Annotated in this window: 16 protein-coding genes and 1 tRNA gene; 14 read left to right on the top strand and 3 right to left on the bottom strand. The window is 55.9% G+C overall.

Features of this window, described 5'->3' with window-relative positions; translation table 11 throughout:
- Positions 1-126: 126 nt before the first annotated feature.
- Together ACR0J4_RS15220 and ACR0J4_RS15215 are read right to left on the bottom strand one after the other, a co-directional pair.
- The gene (locus tag ACR0J4_RS15220) at positions 127-2,499 is read right to left on the bottom strand and encodes a 1-deoxy-D-xylulose-5-phosphate synthase N-terminal domain-containing protein (RefSeq protein WP_170747344.1); all 2,373 of its coding nucleotides are present in this window, start codon (positions 2,497-2,499) and stop codon (positions 127-129) included.
- 14 nt (positions 2,500-2,513) lie between these two features.
- Positions 2,514-3,713 carry a methionine gamma-lyase gene (locus ACR0J4_RS15215; protein WP_170641194.1) on the bottom strand — a complete coding sequence of 400 codons (1,200 nt, stop codon included), beginning with the start codon at positions 3,711-3,713 and terminating at the stop codon, positions 2,514-2,516.
- Between the two features lie 115 nt (positions 3,714-3,828).
- Between ACR0J4_RS15215 and ACR0J4_RS15210 the strand changes: the two genes are divergently transcribed.
- The 4 genes from ACR0J4_RS15210 (at position 3,829) to ACR0J4_RS15195 (ending at position 7,190) form a co-directional block, all read left to right on the top strand.
- Positions 3,829-4,284 (top strand): Lrp/AsnC family transcriptional regulator, encoded by a 456-nt coding sequence (locus tag ACR0J4_RS15210; protein WP_170554944.1) that lies wholly within the window; start codon positions 3,829-3,831, stop codon positions 4,282-4,284.
- A gap of 359 nt (positions 4,285-4,643) precedes the next feature.
- Positions 4,644-5,513, top strand: a complete 870-nt coding sequence (locus tag ACR0J4_RS15205) for a LysR family transcriptional regulator (protein WP_480668718.1) — start codon at positions 4,644-4,646, stop codon at positions 5,511-5,513.
- 104 nt (positions 5,514-5,617) lie between these two features.
- On the top strand, positions 5,618-6,241 hold the full coding sequence (gene wrbA, locus ACR0J4_RS15200) for an NAD(P)H:quinone oxidoreductase (protein WP_170377257.1): 624 nt from the start codon (positions 5,618-5,620) through the stop codon (positions 6,239-6,241).
- 58 nt (positions 6,242-6,299) lie between these two features.
- A complete protein-coding gene (locus ACR0J4_RS15195) occupies positions 6,300-7,190 on the top strand; it encodes a DMT family transporter (RefSeq protein ID WP_170641197.1) in 891 nt (296 codons plus the stop codon).
- A 254-nt stretch (positions 7,191-7,444) separates the two neighbouring features.
- Here ACR0J4_RS15195 and ACR0J4_RS15190 read toward each other — a convergent pair.
- A tRNA-Pro gene (locus ACR0J4_RS15190) sits at positions 7,445-7,517 on the bottom strand.
- A 155-nt stretch (positions 7,518-7,672) separates the two neighbouring features.
- Between ACR0J4_RS15190 and ACR0J4_RS15185 the strand changes: the two genes are divergently transcribed.
- From ACR0J4_RS15185 to ACR0J4_RS15140, 10 genes are all read left to right on the top strand, one after another.
- Positions 7,673-8,827, top strand: a complete 1,155-nt coding sequence (locus ACR0J4_RS15185; protein WP_170747343.1) for a site-specific integrase — start codon at positions 7,673-7,675, stop codon at positions 8,825-8,827.
- On the top strand, positions 8,824-9,147 hold the full coding sequence (locus ACR0J4_RS15180) for a hypothetical protein (protein ID WP_170708377.1): 324 nt from the start codon (positions 8,824-8,826) through the stop codon (positions 9,145-9,147). The genes ACR0J4_RS15185 and ACR0J4_RS15180 overlap by 4 nt, the downstream gene beginning before the upstream one ends.
- An 89-nt stretch (positions 9,148-9,236) precedes the next feature.
- Complete coding sequence (locus tag ACR0J4_RS15175; RefSeq protein WP_170708379.1) at positions 9,237-9,485, top strand: helix-turn-helix domain-containing protein; 249 nt, start codon at positions 9,237-9,239, stop codon at positions 9,483-9,485.
- Positions 9,485-9,817: a hypothetical protein gene (locus tag ACR0J4_RS15170; RefSeq protein WP_480668717.1), complete on the top strand. Its 333-nt coding sequence runs from the start codon at positions 9,485-9,487 to the stop codon at positions 9,815-9,817. The genes ACR0J4_RS15175 and ACR0J4_RS15170 overlap by 1 nt, the downstream gene beginning before the upstream one ends.
- The gene (locus ACR0J4_RS15165; RefSeq protein WP_170747341.1) at positions 9,817-10,071 is read left to right on the top strand and encodes a hypothetical protein; all 255 of its coding nucleotides are present in this window, start codon (positions 9,817-9,819) and stop codon (positions 10,069-10,071) included. Before ACR0J4_RS15170 ends, ACR0J4_RS15165 begins: the two co-directional genes overlap by 1 nt.
- A gap of 172 nt (positions 10,072-10,243) precedes the next feature.
- Positions 10,244-12,964, top strand: coding sequence for a bifunctional DNA primase/polymerase (locus ACR0J4_RS15160; RefSeq protein ID WP_170747340.1), 2,721 nt, complete (start codon positions 10,244-10,246; stop codon positions 12,962-12,964).
- Between the two features lie 440 nt (positions 12,965-13,404).
- Entirely contained in the window at positions 13,405-13,917 is a 513-nt protein-coding gene (locus tag ACR0J4_RS15155) for a hypothetical protein (RefSeq protein WP_170747339.1), read from the top strand.
- A gap of 72 nt (positions 13,918-13,989) precedes the next feature.
- On the top strand, positions 13,990-14,421 hold the full coding sequence (locus tag ACR0J4_RS15150; RefSeq protein ID WP_170747338.1) for a hypothetical protein: 432 nt from the start codon (positions 13,990-13,992) through the stop codon (positions 14,419-14,421).
- 11 nt (positions 14,422-14,432) lie between these two features.
- Positions 14,433-14,939 (top strand): hypothetical protein, encoded by a 507-nt coding sequence (locus ACR0J4_RS15145; protein ID WP_480668716.1) that lies wholly within the window; start codon positions 14,433-14,435, stop codon positions 14,937-14,939.
- A 191-nt stretch (positions 14,940-15,130) separates the two neighbouring features.
- Positions 15,131-16,108, top strand: a complete 978-nt coding sequence (locus ACR0J4_RS15140) for a hypothetical protein (RefSeq protein ID WP_170747336.1) — start codon at positions 15,131-15,133, stop codon at positions 16,106-16,108.
- The last annotated feature ends 176 nt before the right edge of the window (positions 16,109-16,284 follow it).

Below are 16,284 nucleotides of genomic sequence, written 5' to 3'. Positions count from 1 at the left end.
AACCAGCCAAGTTCAGGTTCGGCAGGTTCATTGAACCTCAGAGCACTGTCTACATGGTCCGCTAGTTATCGTGGTCTATGTTCAGTGCTAGTTTGTTCTCTACATTATTGCCCAGATCAAGCCCACTTATGCACGGTGAAGAGTTCTGCCATGGGTCAAGCCATTCACTTTCTCCAGGATAGCGTCTGCGTCAATGCAGTGGTGGCGATACAGATCGCCGATTGTTCCGGTCTGACCAAAATGCTCGACACCCATTGGGATAGTCTGATGTCCAAGCACTGCCCCGAGCCAGGATAGAGTTGCAGGATGACCATCGATAACGGTGACGAGCTTGCAGTGTGGCGGAAGGTCGGACATCAGGGTTTCGATGTGGGAGCGTGCCGCTTGGTTGCCGCGAGAACGCGCTCGTTGAGCGGCGGTCCATCCGGCATTCAGGCGATCTGCGGATGTCACGGCCAATACACCTATGTCGCGACGGCCTTCACCAATCATACCGGCAGCCTTGATTGCCTCCGGCGCGACTGCTCCTTGATAGGCAATTACAACTTCGCAATTGGGCCCGGGTTTTCGCAACCAATAGGCCCCATCAATGGCACCTTGGCGGAACTCGTCGTCGACACGTTTGCCAGGCTGTTCAATCGGGTTGGTCGTCAGGCGCAGGTAGACAGACCCTCCAGTTTCATCGCGCAACCATGTGCGCTCGTCGGGCTGTCCTTCGCCATCGCGCTGCAGGTAGTCGAAGGCCCATTCCATAATCACCGCGAGCTCGTCGGCGAAGGCGGGTTCAAAAGCGGCCAACCCGTCTTGGCTCATCCCGATGAGCGGTGTTCCAACGGATTGGTGTGCTCCACCTTCTGGGGCGAGTGTGACGCCCGAAGGTGTGCCAACCAGCATAAAACGCGCGTCCTGATAACAGGCGTAATTCAGTGCATCGAGACCGCGGCTGACAAACGGATCATAGACGGTGCCAATTGGGATCAGCCGCTTACCGAACAGGGAATGCGACAAACCCGCTGCTCCCAGAAGCAACATGAGGTTCATTTCGGCGATACCAAGCTCGATATGCTGCCCTTCGGGAGTGAATTCCCATTTTGCCGTCGAAGGGATCCGGTGTTCTATGAAGGCGTCGGATTGCTCGGATCGGGCGAACAGTTTGCGCCGGTTAACCCAAGGACCAAGGCTTGTTGTGCCTGTCACATCTGGGGAGGTCGTCATTATGCGTTCGGCCAATGGGCTGTCGCCTTTTGATAGATCGTCAAGAATCTTGCCAAACGCCATCTGTGTCGAGATTTCGCGGCTGGTGTCGATCCCGATTGTCGGCACATCCAACTTGTCATCAAAATAGCGGCGCGGACCTTTGGCAAAGAAAGGTGTATTCGCAAGGAAATCCTTCAGTTTTTCTGGTTCCTGCACCGTCGCAAGCGGCTCCCATTCTTCGCCCTTCGGCACACCCATATGCGATTGCCACGTGGCAAACTGACTATTGTTCATCAGCCCGCCGTGGTTGTCCTTGTGGCCTGCAATAGGGGTGCCCCATCCTTTGACTGTGTAGGCCAGGAAACATGTGGGGCGATCATGATCTATGGCGGTGAATGTTTGAGCCATTGTCTCGACGCAGTTGCCACCCAGATTTTCCATAAGGGCCGCGAGCTCTGCATCCGTGCGCCGTTCGATCAGAGCGGTCACATCCCCCTGATCCCCCAGATCGTCCATGAGACGCTTTCGCCAATTCGCACCACCCATGAAAGTTAAAGCGGAGTAATCCTGGTTGGGGCAAGCATCAATCCAGTCGCGCAGTCGGTCGCCACCGGGCTCTTCAAAGGCCGCGCGTTGAAGAACCCCATATTTGACACGAACGACATCCCAACTGAATGCATCGAAGATTTTCTCGATCCGTTCGAACAAGCCCTCCCGGACTATACCGTCCAGCGACTGTCGGTTGTAATCGATGATCCACCACGTGTTTCGGAGGTCGTTCTTCCATCCTTCCTGTAGTGCCTCGTAGACATTGCCTTCATCCAGTTCGGCATCGCCTACCAGGGCAACCATACGTCCCATTGGCGCGTCTGAACCCCAGCTTTTGGCCTTGATGTAGTCCTGAATGATCGACGCAAAAGATGTGATCGCGACACCTAAACCCACAGACCCGGTCGAGAAATCAACATCGTCAATGTCCTTGGTCCGGCTTGGATAACTTTGCACACCTCCAAATCCGCGGAAATTCTCCATCTTCTCGCGGGTCTGATTGCCCATGAGATACTGCATCGCATGAAACACCGGCGACGCATGGGGTTTGACTGCAACCCGGTCCTCAGGCCGCAAGGCCGAGAAATAAAGCGCGGTCATGATCGACACCATCGATGCAGACGAAGCCTGATGGCCACCGATCTTGATCCCATCCACCTTTGGTCGGACATGGTTGGCATGGTGGATCATCCAATGAGACAACCACAGCAGGCGCTGTTCAACGATCTTCAGTTGGGTGGGATCAATGTGCATGGTGGTCTCCGGGTTCAGGCGGCGCTGCGGGCAGGGTAAGGCAAAGCTTGCTCCAGGTCTGCAAGGATATCTTCGACATCCTCCAGCCCGACGGACAGGCGGATTAGGCCATCACTGATCCCATGCTCGGCCCGTTCTTCGGGCGTATATGTCGAATGGGTCATCGATGCTGGGTGCTGGATCAGTGTTTCCGCATCGCCCAACGATACCGCGCGCTGGATCATGTTCAGGCGGTTCATGAATTCAATTCCACCAGACAGACCGGACTTGACCTCAAACGCTATCATAGCGCCCGGTTGGGACATCTGTCGCTGCGCTACATCGTGCTGGGCGAAACTCTCAAGCCCAGGGAAATAAACCTCGCCGACGGCAGGATGTGTTTCGAGGAAGGCCGCGACGACCTTGGCGGACGCGCAGTGACGCTCCAGACGCAGGTTTAGTGTTTTCAGGCCACGCAAGATCAGCATCGCGTTGAAAGGGGCCATTACCGCGCCGGTCATGTCCTTCATCCCGACAAGGCGGATCTCCGCAATCTGTTCGGCGGTTCCTACCACCAGACCGGCAACCACATCGCCATGCCCGCCGAGATATTTTGTAGCGGAGTGTAGAACGATATCTGCGCCGTGCTCGATCGGGCGGGTCAGATACGGGCTGGCATAAGTGTTATCTACGACGACCGTTGCTCCGATCGAATGCGCAATTGCGGCGCTTGCGGCGATGTCCACCAAGCGCATGTTCGGATTGGCCGGGGTTTCGAAATAAACCACGCGAGTCTTTTCAGAAACGGCCGCTTTCAGGTTCTCGGGGTCTGTCATGTCGACATGCGTGATGGTAACCCCCCATTTCGCCAAACCGTGACGCATAAAGGCGAAGGTGCAGCCATAGAGCGTTTTGTCTACGATGACTTCGTCACCTGGCGACAGCAGGGTCCAAAGCACTGCCGTGATCGCCCCCATGCCGCTTGAGAGAGCTAGCCCGGCCTCGGCCCCTTCAAGCACGGCAATGCGTTGCTCAAGAAGGTCGCATGTAGGGTTTGAAATACGGCTGTAGATATGACCTTCACGCTCGCCGGCGAACATCTCTCCACCAGCCTCTGCGGTTTCAAAGGTAAACGTGGACGTCAAATGCAGCGGTGGTGTCAGCGCACCGTCATTTTCCAGAGGGTTATAAGCGTGGTGAATGGCACGGGTGGCAAATCCGGTTGGACGAGTCATTAGAAGCTCCTGAATCATGCTGAAGCTAGTTTGCGCCTTTACTTTGGGCTAATGGTTGCGAAATATACCAACATATGTAGCAACATTGGCATATTCTGCTAAGAAAGAGGGTGAAATGGACGCAAAGGACAGGCAGATCATTCGAGCGCTGCAGCGGGACGGGCGCATGACGAACCAGGATCTTGCCGACGAGGTGAACTTGTCTCCCTCACCGTGTTTGCGCCGGGTCAAAAACTTAGAAGCAAACGGAGTAATAAAGGGATACAGCGCTGACGTTGACGCTGCCGCGTATGGGATGGCCATTACCGTCTTCGTGCGTATCAGGTTGGAGCGGCACAACGAAACGGACGTTCAGAATTTCGAAAAGCGCGTTCGGATGATCGATGAAGTTCTTGAATGCCACGTGCTGACCGGGGCAATGGACTACCAATTGCGGGTTTTGGTATCGGATCTCGAGGCCTACGAGGAGTTTATTCGTCACCGAATTCATCCTATCGGTGGGATCGCCTCGATCGATACCAGCTTTGTCTATGGAACGGTAAAGAAGACCGCTGTTTTTCCGCCCGGATAGATGGGCCGCGTTAGAATGGATTGTCTCCGAATGCCTACTTAAACTTTTGTATGCTCCGTTACTCTAAGTGCTCTTTGGATAGCCGGTAGTTAGCGGTGAAGCGTATTGAAAGCTGTACTTTGATTGTATGTTCTGTTGTTCCTTTGGAAGTTCGTATGGCGACTTCAAGAGAGAAGCTTCATTGAACCCTTGAGGCACTTTTCTGCATCTTCTGCAATCGCCCGGCAATCAACGCCAGCAATTCAGGCGTGCCGCCCCTTCGCACCAGTGACGTAGTCGTATAACTTGCAGTTCGTTACGCCCAACTGGGCGGCTCAAAAACTGCTCGGGGGGCCCCGGAGTTGGACAAACTATCAGTCATGCAAGCTTTTCGCCGTATCGTTGAACGCGGCAGCTTTGCTCGTGCGGCGGAAGACCTTGGTGTTTCTCCTGCGCTTCTCAGCAGAGAAATCAAGCTTCTGGAGGAAAGTCTGGGAACCGTCCTTCTGACCAGAACGACCCGATCCATGTCACTGACTGACACCGGCAGCCTTTATTACCAGGATGCAATTGGAATCCTCGATGCGGTTGAAAAAACGGAACAAACCATCAGGGATGGTTCAAAAGCAGTGCGAGGGCACCTTCGGGTGAATGCATCAAGCTCTTTCGGTCAAACCGTTATTGCACCGATGCTGCCCGAGTTTTTGGAAGCCTACCCCGATTTGCGATTTACGCTTTCGATGGACGACAAGGTGATCGATATGGTCGAGGGCGGGTTCGATCTATCGATACGCATCCGCGCTGCCATGCCGGATTCGGCCCTTGTTGCGCGACGGATCGGCGTGATGCGACAACGGATTTTTGCGTCTCCTGACTATTTGGAGCGATGCGGGACGCCGACCCAGCCGGCGGATCTGAATAATCACGCGATGATCGGCTTTTTGCTTGCTGATCATTTGACGAGCTGGAAGCTCTCGGCCGCCAATGGTGTCACAACATTGGAGCTTGATCCACGTGTGAGGGTTGGCAACAGCCTCGTTTTGCGGGATCTGCTGATAGCGGGGCAAGGTATCGGAACTCTGCCCGAGTTCGTCTCTGATGCTCCTGAAGCTAGCGGGGCCTTGGTGAGAGTTCTTCCTGACCATGAACTGCCTGCGCCGGAAGTGTTCGCCGTTACAGCATCTCGCTTGGGAATGGACGCAAAGGTCAAAGCCTTTCTTGATCATCTGCGCCTGGCTCTCAGGTCGTGACATTGTTCAATACAGGTAAATAGTGATGTCAAAGAGCGCGCCTTAATTGGCGACGTAACAAATTCCATTCTCTCAGGGAAAGTCACAGCCCTGAGAGGTCTCTTATGTCACGTATTCTCGTTCTCTACTACTCAAGCTATGGCCACGTCCGCGCATTGGCCGGTGCCGAGGCTGAAGGCGCCAGAAGTGTTCCCGGCATCGAAGTTGACGTTCGGCGTGTGCCCGAAACTGTCCCTGAAGAAGTCCGCCAAAAGGCCGGCTATGTCGTCGATGATACACCTATTTCCTCGCCGACAGACCTGGAAAGCTATGATGCAATAATTCTGGGAACGCCGACCCGATTTGGCATGATGGCTGGCCAAATGAAGTCCTTCCTTGACCAGGCTGGCGGGCTTTGGGCCAGGAACGCACTGGTTGGTAAAGTCGGGGCGGTCTTTGCTTCAACAGGTTCGCAACACGGTGGGCATGAGGCCACCCTTCTGACAACGCAAGTCCCGCTTCAACACTTTGGGATGCTGATTGCCGGAATGCCCTACACATTTGCTGGCCAGACTACATCAGAAGAAATCATTGGCGGCGCACCATATGGTGCCGGAACGATCGCCGGTGCTGATGGTTCCCGCACGCCTACTGAAACTGACTTGGCCGGAGCGCGGTTCCAGGGCGCTCATGTTGCAAGGATTACAGCGTGCCTCGCTGGATCAAACCTGCAAGCGGAAGCAGCGTAACCTGCGCTGCTCTGACGTTTCACTCAAATTCTCAAACGCCTTAGCCGGGAGACATACCATGTCGCGCTTAACCGATATTCTTCTCACCTCACTCGCCCCAGCGGTATGGGGAAGCACTTATCTGGTAACTACCGAAGCGCTCCCGGCTGGCTATCCGATTACCCTGGCTGCGTTACGAGCTCTGCCGGCTGGCTTGTTGTTGCTTGCAGTGACGCGCTGCGTTCCACCACGCGAATGGCTCGGCCGAACTTTCGTCTTAGGCAGCCTCAATTTCGCTCTGTTCTGGGTGCTCCTCTTCGTTGCTGCGTATAGGTTACCTGGCGGTGTGGCCGCCACCCTAGGATCGTTGCAAGCGATGATCGTGATTTTGATGGCGTGGGGATGGCTGGGAACCCCAATCCGACTTGGTGCACTTGGCGCCGCCGCGACTGGCGCAATGGGTGTGTCTCTGCTGCTGATCGGACCAGCAGCACATCTTGATTGGATTGGTATAGCGGCGGGTTTGGGAGGAGCCGCGTCAATGGCTGCTGGCACAGTTCTCAGTCGTAAATGGCAACCTCCGGTCTCGGCGCTGAGTTTCACAGCGTGGCAATTGACAGCCGGTGGTTTGATACTGCTGCCAGTCGCACTGTTCCTTGAGCCGCCTCTACCTGCGCTCAGCGCGACAAATGTCGCCGGCCTTATTTGGCTCGGGTTGATTGGTGCTGCAGCAACCTATGCTCTTTGGTTTCGTGGGATAGCGCGCCTGGACCCCAGTGCAGTTTCGATGCTCGGCATGATGAGTCCTGTTACAGCTGTCGTGCTCGGCTGGGTATACTTGGGACAAACGCTTAGCCTCCCTCAGTCGATAGGAGCAGCCATAGTTATTGGTTCTGTTGTGGTTGGCCAAAGCGTGAGTCGAAGGGATAAATCGGGTTTGAAAAAATGGAGACCAGCATGCGCGGCATGACACTGGAGGAAGCCACGGACTATTTTGCAACCTCGCGCGAAACCCTGGAAAACGTCTATAGGTCCTACAGTCCAGATGCGCTTACGAACGCAGCGGGAGTTATAAATTAGAGGATATTAAGTGCCAATTCAGTAGTTGGTGGATGTCGGTAGTGAACGAACTGAGCACATCTATCGAACGAAACGTTGCGGATATCGTTGTGGCCATTCCTTTGAAAACAACAAAGGCGCCCTTGGGCGCCTTGTTTCATTGGTCGGAGTGAGAGGATTCGAACCTCCGACCCCTGCCTCCCGAATGCAGTGCGCGGGTATCACAGCGCCTCAATCCTGCATCCCCCACAGCGTTGTCTGAGTAAAGCAAAGCTCTTGTAATCATGGGTATTGATGTTCATTCTGCCTACACCTACCTCACGGCACCCCTATCCAGAAAAATCTGGTGTCCAACTGGTGTCCAGACCTATGACAGCGAAAAACGGACGACAAATGGCAGACCGACTGACAGTCAACTCGCGCGGCGACATCGCTGCTCTTGAACCACGACAGACACGCTATCGCGCCTGGGATGCACAAACGCCTGGCCTGTGCGTGCGGGTGCAGCCCTCGGGCAGTCGCACCTGGTTCTATGAATACCGCGACCCGAGCGGCGCAAGGCAAGCCGTGAAGATCGGCAGCGCCGACCGCATCTCCCCTGCCGATGCCCGCAAAGCCGCTCGACAGTTCGGCCTCGACCCGGCAGCAGACAAGCGCAAGGCCAAGGCGGACCGGGCAGCAAAGCAAGCCGAAAAAGACGCAGCAGCCCTGCGCACGGTCGGTGCCTATCTCCAAAACGAATACCAGCCCAACCACCTGGACGCGACGCGCTCCGGCGACGCTACAGCCGACCGCGTCCGCAAAGCCTGGGCCTCCCTACTCGACAAAGATATGGCGCAGATAACCGTGCTGGACCTGGAGCGCGTGCGTCGTGGTCGTTTGCAGGAGGGGATAAAGCCGCAAACCCTGAACCGCGACTGGAGTGCCCTGCGTGCGATGCTCCACTCTGCTCGCCGGGCCGGGCTGATAAGCGATGTGCCCGAGCTACGCAAACTCAAGGAAAACGACGCTGAGCGTATCCGCTGGCTGGGACAGCGCGACCCAGGCGAGCGCGACAGATTCCTCGCTGCACTGGAAGATACACCTGAGCCAGCCCGCACAGTTGTGGTTATCGCCTACTGGACGGGAATGCGGCGAGGGGAGGTGTTCAGCCTGGAGTGGGCCGACATCGACTTTGCACGCGGGCAGATAACCGTGCGGCCCGAAACAGCCAAAACAGGCAGCGCCAGGCACATCCCTCTGCACCCGACACTGGCAGAGCATCTGACCGGGCTGTATCGCATCTCTGATCTGGTCTGCCCGTCGCCACAGACGAGCGAGCGCATGACCACTATCAAAACCGCGTGGCGGTCGTTGACCACTCGCGCGAACCTAAATGATTTTCGCCTGCACGATGTGCGCCACGACTTTGCATCCCGCATAGTCCAGAACGGCACCGACTTATACGTGGTCAAGGATTTGCTGGGGCACAGCTCCATCACACTGACCGAGCGTTATGCCCACCTGGCACCCGAGCGGCACAAGCAGGCACTGGAGGGGCTGGGATGAAAATAGACATCTCCGACGAGTTGGCTGAGCTGCTTCGCAAGTTTGAAGCAAACGAACCACCGTTTAAGACAGACCACGACCGGCTCGTTGAACTGCGCGAACAGTTGCACCGTAGTAGGGTGGCTGGTGCGAACAAGACAAACGCAATGCAGAGCCGGGCGGCGGCTGACTTCCGAAAACCCTGGCTCGCCAGATACCGGGCATTGCGCGCAGACGGTCTGTGCCGCAAACGAGCAATCGACAAGGTAGATGACGAAATGATCGCAGCGGGGAAAATGATGTCGCGCGCCTGGCTCTACAAAACCCTGACTGATAGCTGACCCATTTTCTACGCCGCTAAGCGGCGTAGACCGATGACCTGCCTGGGTCTGCCAAAGTGCTTCCTATCGACATACGAAAGGAGGCACATATGCCTTTCACTAACCACGGACTACCCGCCCAGGATGGTGGTGGTTTCGGCCACCGCGACTGGTCAATCCGCGAGCTGTATCACGCAGCTGGCTGGAGCGAAAATTTCATCTACGGTCTTATCCGGTCAGGTGAGATTACGGCTTACAAGCGTGGTCGTGTCACCTCGATTGTCGGCCAGTCGGTTGACGACTACCGCGCCCGCAACGCCATCCAGCCCGATGCAGTGGTTCAGGAGGACGTTGTATGATGTCAGACGAAACATCCATCCAAAAACTACGGCGTAAGGCCCAGCAAGTGCGCGTCGGCTCGGTCGTTGCAGAGGTTGAGCCCGTGTTGCTCAAGACGCCCGATGCAGCCCGGTTTATCGGCCGGTCCGAGGGCTGGCTTGTTAATACCCGCTCCAAAGACGCGCAGCGTTTTGATAGAGGCGAGGCTCTCGTCGGGCCTGCCTGGGTCAAAATCGGCTCCACCATTTATTACCCTGTCCGACAGTTCAACGGCGTCAACGGGCTTGTCGACTGGCTCAAATCCAACGCTGAGCCGATGGGGCAGATGCCGATGCCAGGGCGGGCCAGCTGATGGACCTTTCCAATCGAACCGACGAGCAGCTTGTCCGCTGCTATGCCAAGCTGCGGCTAGCAGGACAGGCGGTTGTCGATGTCGCCGAATATGTAGACCCGAGCGTGGTCGAGCACATCGCGAAGGTCAACAAGGGGCTTATGCGCACACTGTCGGGCGAGCTCACACGACGCGGGCTGACCGACAAGGCCAACGACGCCGCACGGCTCCTGGAGAAGTCAGTGCTCGGCCCTGAGAAGCGAGAGGCTGCGTGATTACACCGAGTAACCCTGGCCCAAACAGAAACGAGACCGACCACCAGGCCAGCCCCGCTCTGAATTGGTGCCCGGGCTACCACCCCCGAGCGAATGCGTGCCTACGACAGCGACGACGCTTCAAAGATAGCGGTTCGCGATCGAGGCCACAAGCTTACAAGGAGTCGACGCGATGAATGCGCAAATCCCGAACCCCGTTTCTTTCCAGTCCCTGTGGGACGCTGGCTACCCCAACTTAATCCCCGTGTCGCCTGTCGGTGGTCGCATTCAACCAGGCAGCTCGCTGCAGCCCGAGGGGATGGGCAAAGCGCCTGCTAAACTGACCAGACAGAACACCTGGGTCGGTATGGGCGGCTGGCAGAACCACCAGGCAACCAAAGATGACATTGCCGCCTGGGAAACCTGGCAGGCCAACATCGGTATGCAGATGGGCGCTCAGACAGTCGCCCTGGATGTCGACATCCTCGACGACAAGCTGGCGCAAAAGGCCAAGGAAATCGTGCTCGGTGCGTATCCCAACGCCCCTCTGCGCTACGGTCGTGCGCCGAAGTTCCTCGCGCTTTTCAGAGTTGTCGGCGAACCAATTCCGTCCAGCCGCATCGCGATTGACAACGGCAAAGAGGGGCATTTGGTTGAGGTTCTGGGCGTCGGTAGACAAGCCGTTGTCTGGGGCACGCATCCAAACACCCACAAGCCTTACAGCTGGCCCGCCGGACTGCCCCCGCTCAACGAGCTGCCAGAGACAACACTCGATAAGCTCGGTGCCGTTCGCAGCGACATCATCAAAGCCGCTGAGGCTATGGGCTACAGGCAGGGTGTACTGGAGCTGGACAGTGACGCAGACCACGACAGCAGCGAGCTGGGCGCGGTATCACCCGACCCTGAGCTGACGGCTGAGCTGCTGGCGGACCTGAAAAACGAATACACCTGGGATGGCTGGTTTAGGATGGGCTTGGCCGCTGCCGGTGCGAAACTGGATGCGTATGGCGAGCACGCTTTCCAAACATTCTCCAAAGGTAGCCCCAAATATGACCATCAGACCACGCAGGAAACCTACGAGATGTGCTGTCGCATCTCAAAAGGCAGGCTGGGTGCTGGTACCATTCACTACCGGGCCTCAGAGCAAGGGCTTGTCGAGGGGAAAAGGAAAGCACGCCACGCACAAGCGGTCAACGACCGTCGTGCTGAGTTAGATGCACAGCGCCACGCCGACGAGATAGCCGAAGTTGCCGAGCAACTACCGCCAGGCTGGCACGATGAAGTGGCTCGTCAGTTCGGGGCGCTCGACGGCGCGCTTTCCCACGGCATAGACAGGCTCAGGGCCGAGAAGTTCGCTGCACATGAGTGCGCGCCAGACCAGGCATACATCAAAGCAGATCCACCCGAACTGCCTTCGCCACCCAAAGGCGACCAGAGCACCCAAGCGCCCCTGCATCCCTCCACAGGCGGCACAGCGCCTCCAAGTGGGGCACCTGGTGAGGCATTCCTTCACAGCCTGCCACCGGGCCTGGTTGGCAAGCTGATTGAGTATGGATGGCACCAAAGCTACTCCAACACGAACACGCTATTGCTCGGGGGTGCGCTGGCTTGTGTAGCGACAACCGCTGCAAACCGTTTCGTTGTCGAAATGCCGGGTTTCTCGACACCGCTCGCCCTACAGATTATTGCAACGGCAGGCACGGGCGTAGGCAAAGAAGCGATGTCGTCGTTGGCAGCGACAGATGTAAAACTGAGCCCGTATGCCGATGTCTTCGGCAGTTTCGGCTCGCCAGAGGGTTTCCGCGCATCATTGGCCGACAACGCCGCTGTGCAGTGGAACGGAGACGAGTTTGGCAAGCAGCTGCAATACATCCGTGCCAACGCTGGCAATGCGGGCAACGCCGTGCTTACTCAGGTGATGGCCGCGTATTCCAAACCGCTTGAAACCCTGTTTGGTAGTCGTGTCAAAGATGCCAAAAAGAGCCTGCAATCTGTAGAGAACCCATATGTCGTGATGATACAAGCGACGACGCCGAAGACCCTCTATAAAGGGCTGATAGAGGAAGACCTAGACAGCGGACAGCTTAACCGCCTGTTGCTTATCCAAGGGCCAAAGAGCGCGAGAAAGAAAACGAAACAGCAACGTGCGGCGAGCAAGTTGTTTCTGACGCAAGGAATGCCTCAAGACATCGCTGACGGCCTGAAGTTTATCCGCGAGGTAGCTGACCAGCTCATCTCACCATCCGGTCAGCCAATAGGGGCTTATAGCCCCCTCACGCGGCTCTATGGCCCCAACAGCCACAAGTGTGTGCCAATTATTCCAGACGACGAGGCTGAGGCTCTTCTGGATGAGTTCGGCGTTGAATGCGACGACATCACGGAACAGATTGCGAATGAAAAGAGGGCTGGGTTTACAGCAAATTGGGCGCGAGGCCACGAGAATGCAATCCGCGTTGCCGGGGTGGTCGCGCTGGGAGACTGGGCGGTTATGAAAAACCCACCGCGCCAAATAAGCCTGACTGCTGAGCACGCGCTCTGGGGCATCAACCTGTCGCGGGAAACTGCACTTGCCTGGGAGCACATCGTCGCCTTTGAGCTGCCCGGGTCGCAGGATGCAGAGGACGAGAAATACATTCTGGAACTGGTCGGGAAACAGGCACCCAAACACGGCGGCTGGGCTTCGCTGAAGCAACTGAATGACGCGGACTTCCGCAAAATTGGCGGGGACCGCCGTCGTCGTGCCCTGACAACATTGCTGGAACGCCAGGAGGTAGACGAGAAGGTTGAGAAGACGGGTGGCCCCAAGCCGAAAAAACGGTATCGGGTACAGGTCGCATCTGCTCCGTTGCCTGTGAAACACCCGCCCGCGCAGCTTTCGGATGATGACGACATCATTGGAATGGCACCGCTATAAGGGGGATAGTTTGCGGTGCCCTCTTTTATAACGGGGGCACCCTCCCTTTAAGCGCGCTGTCGTCGTCGGCCGCATAATTGTGTGTGTGGAGGATACAAGGGAGACCCAGAAGGGGAGGGTCAAGGTCGGCCAGAAAATCCAGCAAAAACAAAAACTAATAAAAAAGAAAATAAAGAGGATATATATAGATTGTATGTAGTTTGATTTGTATTCTGACAGAATGCAAATCATCTGTTTTTGTGTGTTTATTTGGAGCAGGCTCCTATTTACCCCCTTTTTTAACCTAAAACCCCCACAGACGACCTCTGTGTAAATATTTGCTCCTCTGGGCCGCGATATGAGAAAGGCAGCGTTGGCTACCAAAATCTGCCGGGCTGGACAGACTACCCCCACAGATGCAAATTAGTTGCAGTTAGCAACTAATCAGGAGCCGCGCCGTTTTGACTATCAAGAACCTGTTGCACATCGACGGTTCGACGGTTGCCTTTAAGGACAGCTACTTTCGGGAGCTGGACAACGGCGACGACAAACGCATCGGCTATCCAGAAAGCTGGCGCAGCGTTCGTCGTCTTGAGAGCGTAGCCCGTCGCGTCGCTGAGGGCACTTGGTGCTGCCAGTATTGCGGCGAGCCGTTCGAGATGGAGCGCAACGCGCACGCAACCCGATGCCGTAAGACGAGCCTCTGTCGCACGATGGCGTATTTCGCCCGCTGGCGAGCCTGGCACGAGCAGGTTTATCAATCTGCCAAGCAAGACTACGAGCGAACACTTCGCGCATTCGGCCCCGACGACGAACGGCCCGGGCTGCAAAGCATCTGGAGTGGGCCACATCGCGCCGCGGCTCACGTCGTAAAAACCCGCGACCGACCGACCGCAAGGGCTACTAAGCCGCACTTTTCCCTTCACCTACGCCCCTGGGCTGATAGACTCTTGGGCAGTCAACCTGACTACTAACTACGCGGAGAAACCTCGACATGATCTCTAAAAACTGCGGGCCACCGCATCACTAATTTGAAGGTTCTACCAATGACCTACGACTTGTCGAACGCCACGCGGGGCGAAAACCGCACTGACCTGATTGACTTGGACGCACTTGCGAGTGCGCGCAGGTATCCGTCGAAACCCGTTTGCTGCTCAGACCCCGTTTGCGGCTGTCAGAACGCCTCAGACTCCCAGACCCCACAAACCCACTACACGACCGCCCAGAGCGCCTCTGAGGCTGATCTGGGCTGCGTTATCGGCCCCGAGGTCGCTGAGCCCACTGACGAGCCTTGCGCGCTTGTCGAGAGCCTCAGACAGCCTGTAGTCGAGCCCGACTGGATGTGGGATATTGATAAGGAGCCCGAGCCACACGAAAGACCTTATGCTTGGGCGCTTGCAATGATCGCAATGTTGCAGAACGAAGGCGCGATATGCCCCGATTGCCCGCGCCGTTTCACCGAAAACGCCGCTATGTGATATTGATGCGTATGGTCAATTTCACTGAGCAACTCCAGCAAATCCGCGCCATGCAAAACGAAGACCCGCTCGTGGCTGATGTCAGACGCTGGCTCAAAGACGAGGCGCACAGGTTCTGCCCGGTTGAGACGGGCGGCGGTGTTGTGGAGATGCTGGCAGAGCCTGAGCTGGGCGGCTGGGCTGTTCGTCCGGCCCACGGGCAGCTTGTCGCGAAGCAGCTGGCAGCGCCTGCGCCCGATGAACCTGGAGGAAATCTGGGCTTCGCCGTCTACGAGAACTCAAAGCTGACGGGCCATTATGTCTGGCCCGCGTCGTTTGATCGTGCAGCCGAGACGATGGGCTGGAGGCCACGGGATGCACGCAGACAATTACTGAAGATGGGGCACCTGCATGCCAATTCAGGCCGCGCAACAGCTACGCTGCCACACCGACTGGCCAAAAAAGTGAAACTGGCCAACCCAGTGCAGACCAGATACCCGCGCATCAGGATAATCGCACTGCGCGGACTTTTTTGCTGAGCATGGCATTTTTAAAAAATCGCTCGTTTGTGTCTGAAAACCAGAAGCGACCATGCACAACAACATAAGTCTCAGCGCTTTGAACTTCTTGGCGACGCGTGAGACAGAAAGAGCCAAGTGAGTAGGCTCAAATACACGCTGATGCAGTCTCGCAATTAAGCTTAGTCATGAGAAACAAAAGGACGCAAGCAATGTTGAATTTAGAACGCTTCTTATTTGTATGGCCGATTTTCTGGCTGATTGCCAGTGTTGCTGCCGCAGATGACGACAATATTGTTTTCGCCGACGAGAATTGGCTGGTTACAAAACAGGCGGCCGGAGAAGGCTGGCCAATCTGTGGTTTCGAACACCGAACACATGAGTTCAAAGTCGTATTGGGAGTAGAGGAAAATATAAGCGGCAAAGGGCCTACACCATTCTTTTACTTTTTCACCAGTGTACCGGATGAATTCGGATCGTCAGTGGTCGTAATGGGTGAAACTCGAATGCCGACGCCTTCGAGTGTGAGTGATTTGTACGTTGAAAACGGATGGGCAAACTTAGAGTTGGAATACCTTAGTGAAATTATCGATGATCAATCCGCGCGGCTTGTATCCCAGTCTTTGCTTGGCAGATTGCGTGCAGGTCAACGTTTGAGGATTGGAGAATTCAATATTGCACTCGGTAGCGGCCAAGCCGCATTCTCGGATGCGAACTTAAAGAGGTGCTTTCAAGGCCGAGTAACAAGCTCGCAGGCTGTTCGTCTTGGATTGCCTCATGAAACTGCTCAGACGGTACCTTGGAAAGCTGAAGTGTGTGACTTGGTGGCCGTCAACAGCAAATCTGCAATCGGTGCAAAATTGTACTACTACGAAGACAGCGACACACTGACTGCAGTCCTGATTTCGCAGCATCAGTATTCTGATGGAAAGGCAACGTATGTAGATCCTTTGATTTGTGAGGACGGCGACGTTAACAGCTGTGTTGGTGGTGTCATTCAGGGTATCAGGTCTGACAATTTAAGCTACTGGAAAACAGAGCTTATGCGGACTGGGTCGCTTGTCGAGGTGGTCACGAACCAATTTCGGGATGGTACATTGAGTGCATCGACCCTGGACCGGGATGGGCACTTTGCAGACACCTACATGATCGAAAAGTGTGCCGAACAACAGCTTGATGTAGGAGATTGATTGACCGAAAATGATTCAAGATGCAGAGCTTCTGCATCTTTAGGCACCAACCTTAAGATGCAGAGGTTTCTTTTGGTGTGGCACGCACCAATGGAAAAATATGCGAGGTCTAAGGAATGCGCGCTCAGCAACGTCAAGGAATTCGGCTTCTCATATAGCTCGCAAAGACTTTGGCA

The sequence above is a fragment of the Ruegeria sp. B10 genome (genome assembly GCF_056539825.1).
The sequence above is the reverse complement of the archived record's forward strand: the minus strand, read 5'-3'. Positions and strand labels throughout refer to the sequence as shown.

Coding starts and splice junctions, on each gene's coding strand:
- ACR0J4_RS15170 (WP_480668717.1), top strand. CDS start 9,485: ATGTCAGACGAAACATCCATCCAAAAACTACGGCGTAAGGCCCAGCAA.
- ACR0J4_RS15210 (WP_170554944.1), top strand. CDS start 3,829: ATGGACGCAAAGGACAGGCAGATCATTCGAGCGCTGCAGCGGGACGGG.
- ACR0J4_RS15165 (WP_170747341.1), top strand. CDS start 9,817: ATGGACCTTTCCAATCGAACCGACGAGCAGCTTGTCCGCTGCTATGCC.
- ACR0J4_RS15195 (WP_170641197.1), top strand. CDS start 6,300: ATGTCGCGCTTAACCGATATTCTTCTCACCTCACTCGCCCCAGCGGTA.
- ACR0J4_RS15160 (WP_170747340.1), top strand. CDS start 10,244: ATGAATGCGCAAATCCCGAACCCCGTTTCTTTCCAGTCCCTGTGGGAC.
- ACR0J4_RS15150 (WP_170747338.1), top strand. CDS start 13,990: ATGACCTACGACTTGTCGAACGCCACGCGGGGCGAAAACCGCACTGAC.
- ACR0J4_RS15185 (WP_170747343.1), top strand. CDS start 7,673: ATGGCAGACCGACTGACAGTCAACTCGCGCGGCGACATCGCTGCTCTT.
- wrbA (WP_170377257.1), top strand. CDS start 5,618: ATGTCACGTATTCTCGTTCTCTACTACTCAAGCTATGGCCACGTCCGC.
- ACR0J4_RS15180 (WP_170708377.1), top strand. CDS start 8,824: ATGAAAATAGACATCTCCGACGAGTTGGCTGAGCTGCTTCGCAAGTTT.
- ACR0J4_RS15140 (WP_170747336.1), top strand. CDS start 15,131: ATGTTGAATTTAGAACGCTTCTTATTTGTATGGCCGATTTTCTGGCTG.
- ACR0J4_RS15215 (WP_170641194.1), bottom strand. CDS start 3,713: ATGACTCGTCCAACCGGATTTGCCACCCGTGCCATTCACCACGCTTAT.
- ACR0J4_RS15205 (WP_480668718.1), top strand. CDS start 4,644: ATGCAAGCTTTTCGCCGTATCGTTGAACGCGGCAGCTTTGCTCGTGCG.
- ACR0J4_RS15175 (WP_170708379.1), top strand. CDS start 9,237: ATGCCTTTCACTAACCACGGACTACCCGCCCAGGATGGTGGTGGTTTC.
- ACR0J4_RS15145 (WP_480668716.1), top strand. CDS start 14,433: ATGGTCAATTTCACTGAGCAACTCCAGCAAATCCGCGCCATGCAAAAC.
- ACR0J4_RS15220 (WP_170747344.1), bottom strand. CDS start 2,499: ATGCACATTGATCCCACCCAACTGAAGATCGTTGAACAGCGCCTGCTG.